This window comes from Dehalococcoidia bacterium (genome assembly GCA_028711995.1).
GTDB lineage: Bacteria > Chloroflexota > Dehalococcoidia > SZUA-161 > SpSt-899 > JAQTRE01.
In genome coordinates, this window is sequence record JAQTRE010000199.1 from 1 (window position 1) to 3648 (window position 3648).

The 3648-nt window shown below is 51.3% G+C and carries 7 protein-coding genes; all 7 read left to right on the plus strand.

Annotation, left to right across the window (positions count from 1 at the left end; translation table 11 throughout):
* The first annotated feature begins 200 nt into the window (after positions 1-200).
* Positions 201-857, plus strand: coding sequence for a DNA cytosine methyltransferase (locus PHV74_15370; GenBank protein ID MDD5095732.1), 657 nt, complete (start codon positions 201-203; stop codon positions 855-857).
* The gene (locus tag PHV74_15375; GenBank protein MDD5095733.1) at positions 854-1552 is read left to right on the plus strand and encodes an MBL fold metallo-hydrolase; all 699 of its coding nucleotides are present in this window, start codon (positions 854-856) and stop codon (positions 1550-1552) included. The genes PHV74_15370 and PHV74_15375 overlap by 4 nt, the downstream gene beginning before the upstream one ends.
* Before the next feature lie 17 nt (positions 1553-1569).
* Positions 1570-1926 (plus strand): hypothetical protein, encoded by a 357-nt coding sequence (locus PHV74_15380; protein MDD5095734.1) that lies wholly within the window; start codon positions 1570-1572, stop codon positions 1924-1926.
* Between the two features lie 71 nt (positions 1927-1997).
* Positions 1998-2432: a hypothetical protein gene (locus PHV74_15385; protein ID MDD5095735.1), complete on the plus strand. Its 435-nt coding sequence runs from the start codon at positions 1998-2000 to the stop codon at positions 2430-2432.
* A 56-nt stretch (positions 2433-2488) separates the two neighbouring features.
* On the plus strand, positions 2489-2968 hold the full coding sequence (locus PHV74_15390; GenBank protein ID MDD5095736.1) for a hypothetical protein: 480 nt from the start codon (positions 2489-2491) through the stop codon (positions 2966-2968).
* A 9-nt stretch (positions 2969-2977) separates the two neighbouring features.
* Positions 2978-3364: a hypothetical protein gene (locus PHV74_15395; protein ID MDD5095737.1), complete on the plus strand. Its 387-nt coding sequence runs from the start codon at positions 2978-2980 to the stop codon at positions 3362-3364.
* The gene (locus tag PHV74_15400; GenBank protein MDD5095738.1) at positions 3361-3648 is read left to right on the plus strand and encodes a hypothetical protein; all 288 of its coding nucleotides are present in this window, start codon (positions 3361-3363) and stop codon (positions 3646-3648) included. Before PHV74_15395 ends, PHV74_15400 begins: the two co-directional genes overlap by 4 nt.

The following is a 3648-nucleotide window of genomic DNA, read 5'->3' on the forward strand; positions in this document are numbered from 1 at the left end:
GACGGAGAGATCGCTGAGAACGCCAACCAGGGCCCAGTGATCGAGGTTCCGAAGGCAGACCCGCAGACCGGAGAGGTTGTCGAACCAGAGAAAAAGCCCGACCCGTTTTAAGTAGATACCTTTTGAGAGGGGGTTGGCACTCTGTAAACTAGGGCGTACGTCAGGAGCGAAAGCACCACCAGCCCCAAAAGGAAAAGATCATGAGCAAATTGAGATTGTTAGACCTCTTTTGTGGAGCTGGAGGAGCAGCCAAAGGATACCAAAGGGCAGGTTTCTACGTTGTGGGCGTTGATATAAAGCCACAACCACACTATTGCGGGGATGAGTTCTATCAGGCTGACGCCCTCACCTATCCGCTTGAAGGGTTCGGCGCTTACCATGCAAGCCCACCGTGCCAAGACTACGCAGTCACCCGATCAATCCCAAACAGGGATAGCAGCAGATATCCGAGACTTATTGACCCAATCAGAGAGAGGTTTAAGGCCAGTGGAAAGCCTTATGTTATCGAGAACCCGCCTCCAGCTCCGTTGTGCAATCCCTTGATGTTGTGCGGGTCAATGTTCGGCCTGAGAACCCGGAGGCATCGCCTGTTTGAGTGCTACCCGCCGATCTACTTCGCCCCAATGTCCTGTAACCATTCCGGGCGCGTTAAGAAGCCGGGGAACGGGAAAAGCCTGAACATCTACATCAAAGATAGTGATGACTGCAACGTGACCGTGGCTGGTCACTTGTTCAGCTTGAAGGCTGGATCAAAGGCATTAGGAATCGACTGGATGAGCCGTGACGAGTTGGCAGAGGCAATTCCACCACCCTACACCGAGTTCATAGGAAAACGACTGATGGAGATTCTATCATGATTGAAATCAAGGCGCTTGCAAGTAGCAGCGCGGGGAACTCCATCCACGTGACCGACGGGCGATACCCTATTTTACTGGACGCTGGTATATCCATTGACCGCATACGTAAAGCCCTCGACTTCCAAGTCTCATCTTTGAGTGGAGTTCTGATTACCCATCTTCATTCCGATCATTCCAAGTCGGCCAAGAAGCTCATGGAGGCGGGCGTCGATGTATTCATGAGTCAGCCTACGGCAGAGGCACTTAAACTGTCAGGACACCGGCTACACATCGTTTCCGATGGGCAACTATTCAACGTCGGCACTTGGGCAGTCAAGGCTTTTGCGGTTGAGCACGACGTCGAGGTGGCCCTCGGTTTTTTCATGGCATCCCGTGGAGAGACAGTGCTGTATATCACGGATAGCGGATATGTGCGGCAAAGATTTTCAGGAGTGAATTATTTACTTATAGAAGCGAACTTCGATGAACAGCTTATCCGCGAGAACGTCGCCGGCGGAGAGGTAGACCGATTCGTCAAGCGCCGCACTTATGCGACCCATATGTCGATCAACAGGGTGCTTGATTTCCTCCGCGCCAACGATATGAGCCAATGCAGGGAAATTTGGCTATTACATCTGAGCGATGCCAATAGTTCGGAAGAGGAGTTCAAAAGAAAAGTGCAAGAGGCGACCGGAATAGTTACCCGGATCGCTTGAAATAAAGGAGGAAGGAATTGGAACCAACAACAGAGAAGACCGAGCAATACCTAAAGTACACATTCACATCGGAAGAGGTTGCAGATATGAGCCAGAAGATGGCCCAGGCGGTCGATCAGATGGACTCAGCCCAGAACCAAAAGAAGTCAGTGGTCAAACAATTGGATGCACGGATTGCCGAACATGAGGCGATAGTCAAGAAGAACGCGGTCAACATCCGCCAAGGATGGGAGATGCGGAACATCAAATGCACGATACGCCGGGATTTCGAGAAGGGGACCTACAAAGTGAACCGCGACGACACCGGCGAGCTCATCATTGATCGTCTCTTGACCGAGGGTGAGCTTCAATTGCAGATGGTTCACGGCAATTAAAGAGTAAATATGACCAGCACACAATGGGAAACCCCGCAGAGCTTTTTCGATGGGTTGAATGAGGAATCGTAATGACATTTGAAGGTGCAAAAGACGGCAAGCATTATTGGCTGACCCCTCGAGATCTCATGGCCGAACTCGATGCGGAACATCATTTTAATTTCGATCCTTGCCCGTACCCGAAGCCATCCGGCTTCGATGGGCTGACCACTGAATGGGGATCCTGTAATTATGTTAATCCTCCATTTGGAGCAATCGTCTATGAGGATGGTAAGAAGCGCGGGGCTACGGCATGGGCAAGGAAGGCCATAGAGGAATATCGGAAAGGTAAGAAAGTGGTCATGGTCTATCCTATCGACAAGTGGGTGTTGATGTTACTGGATGCTGGGGCAAAGGTCCGAAACTTGGGGGATGTGAAGTGGTGCGCGATAGAGGATGGATCTCGAGGGAAAGGGACAGGACGTTGGATTGCCGAATTCGTGTTAGACCCTTCGGGGGAATCTTAAAAGGAGGAAGCCTTGGGAATGGTAGGGGCCCGAAAGGGCCCCACAAGGCAAGAGGGATGGAACTTAAAGCAGCGCAAGCACTATCAAACGAAATCGTTGAAATCCTCAAGCCGCACTGTAAACAGATCATGGTGTGCGGCTCGATTCGCAGAGAGCAACCCTTTGTCCATGATATTGATATCGTGCTCATCCCCGGCAATCAAGGGGCTCTGTTGATGGCCCTGGAGGGCCTGGGCGAGAAAATGAAGGGCGGCCCGAAATTAGTCCAGCGCCGGTATAAGGGCCAGCAGGTAGATGTCTACATTGCCGATGAAACGACCTGGCCGACGCTGGTGCTAATAAGGACCGGGAGCAAGGAATTCAATCGTATGCTCTGTGCGAGAGCGAAACAACAGGGCAAAATTCTACACGCGGACGGATCAGGGATTGAGCGAGTAGCGGGCTGTGATAGAGAAGAGAGGATCATCCCGGAGACAGAGGCTGATATATTTGATCTACTCGGACTCCCTTACGTCGAGCCGAAGAAGAGGGGTTGAGGAGGTTCAATGAGTAGAGAAGAGGCAAGAGAGGCGATCAATAAGATAAAGGGGCGGCACTTGGAAGTTGCAAGCGACACTCCAAGGCCAACAATCGTTTGCTTGTGCGGATCGGGAAGATTCAAGCAAGCATTTGATGAAGCTGAATTCAACGAAACCTTATCAGGGAAAATTGTACTCACCATCGGATGTAACACTCACGATGTGGCTAGATCGGAGGAATTAAAGCACTATAAGCCGATGCTCGACGAACTCCACAAGCGCAAGATCGACCTAGCGGATGAAATCTTAGTGTTGAACGTCGGAGGTTACATTGGAGAGAGTACCCGGAGTGAGATCGAGTACGCGAAGGCTCACGGTAAGTCAGTCCGATACTTGGAGGAGGTCCAACCATGACAGAGCTTGAAGAAATCAGAGAAGCGGGTGGGAAGTGGCTATACGCGTTATGGCGCAGAAACTCAGATAATCCGCCGCCATTTTGGGATAGAGACTATTGGAAAGGCCAATACGATAAGCTTCTCTCCGAAGTCCAGACCCCCACGCTGCGCTTGGCCGTGGTGGAGAAGCAGGGGAAGTTGCCGGAGAATCCATATTATGCAGTAGGCTTACGTAAAGCGGTATACACTGAGGCCCAACATGATATGATCGAGGACCACTGGGTGAGAGAGGCGGAGGAATGA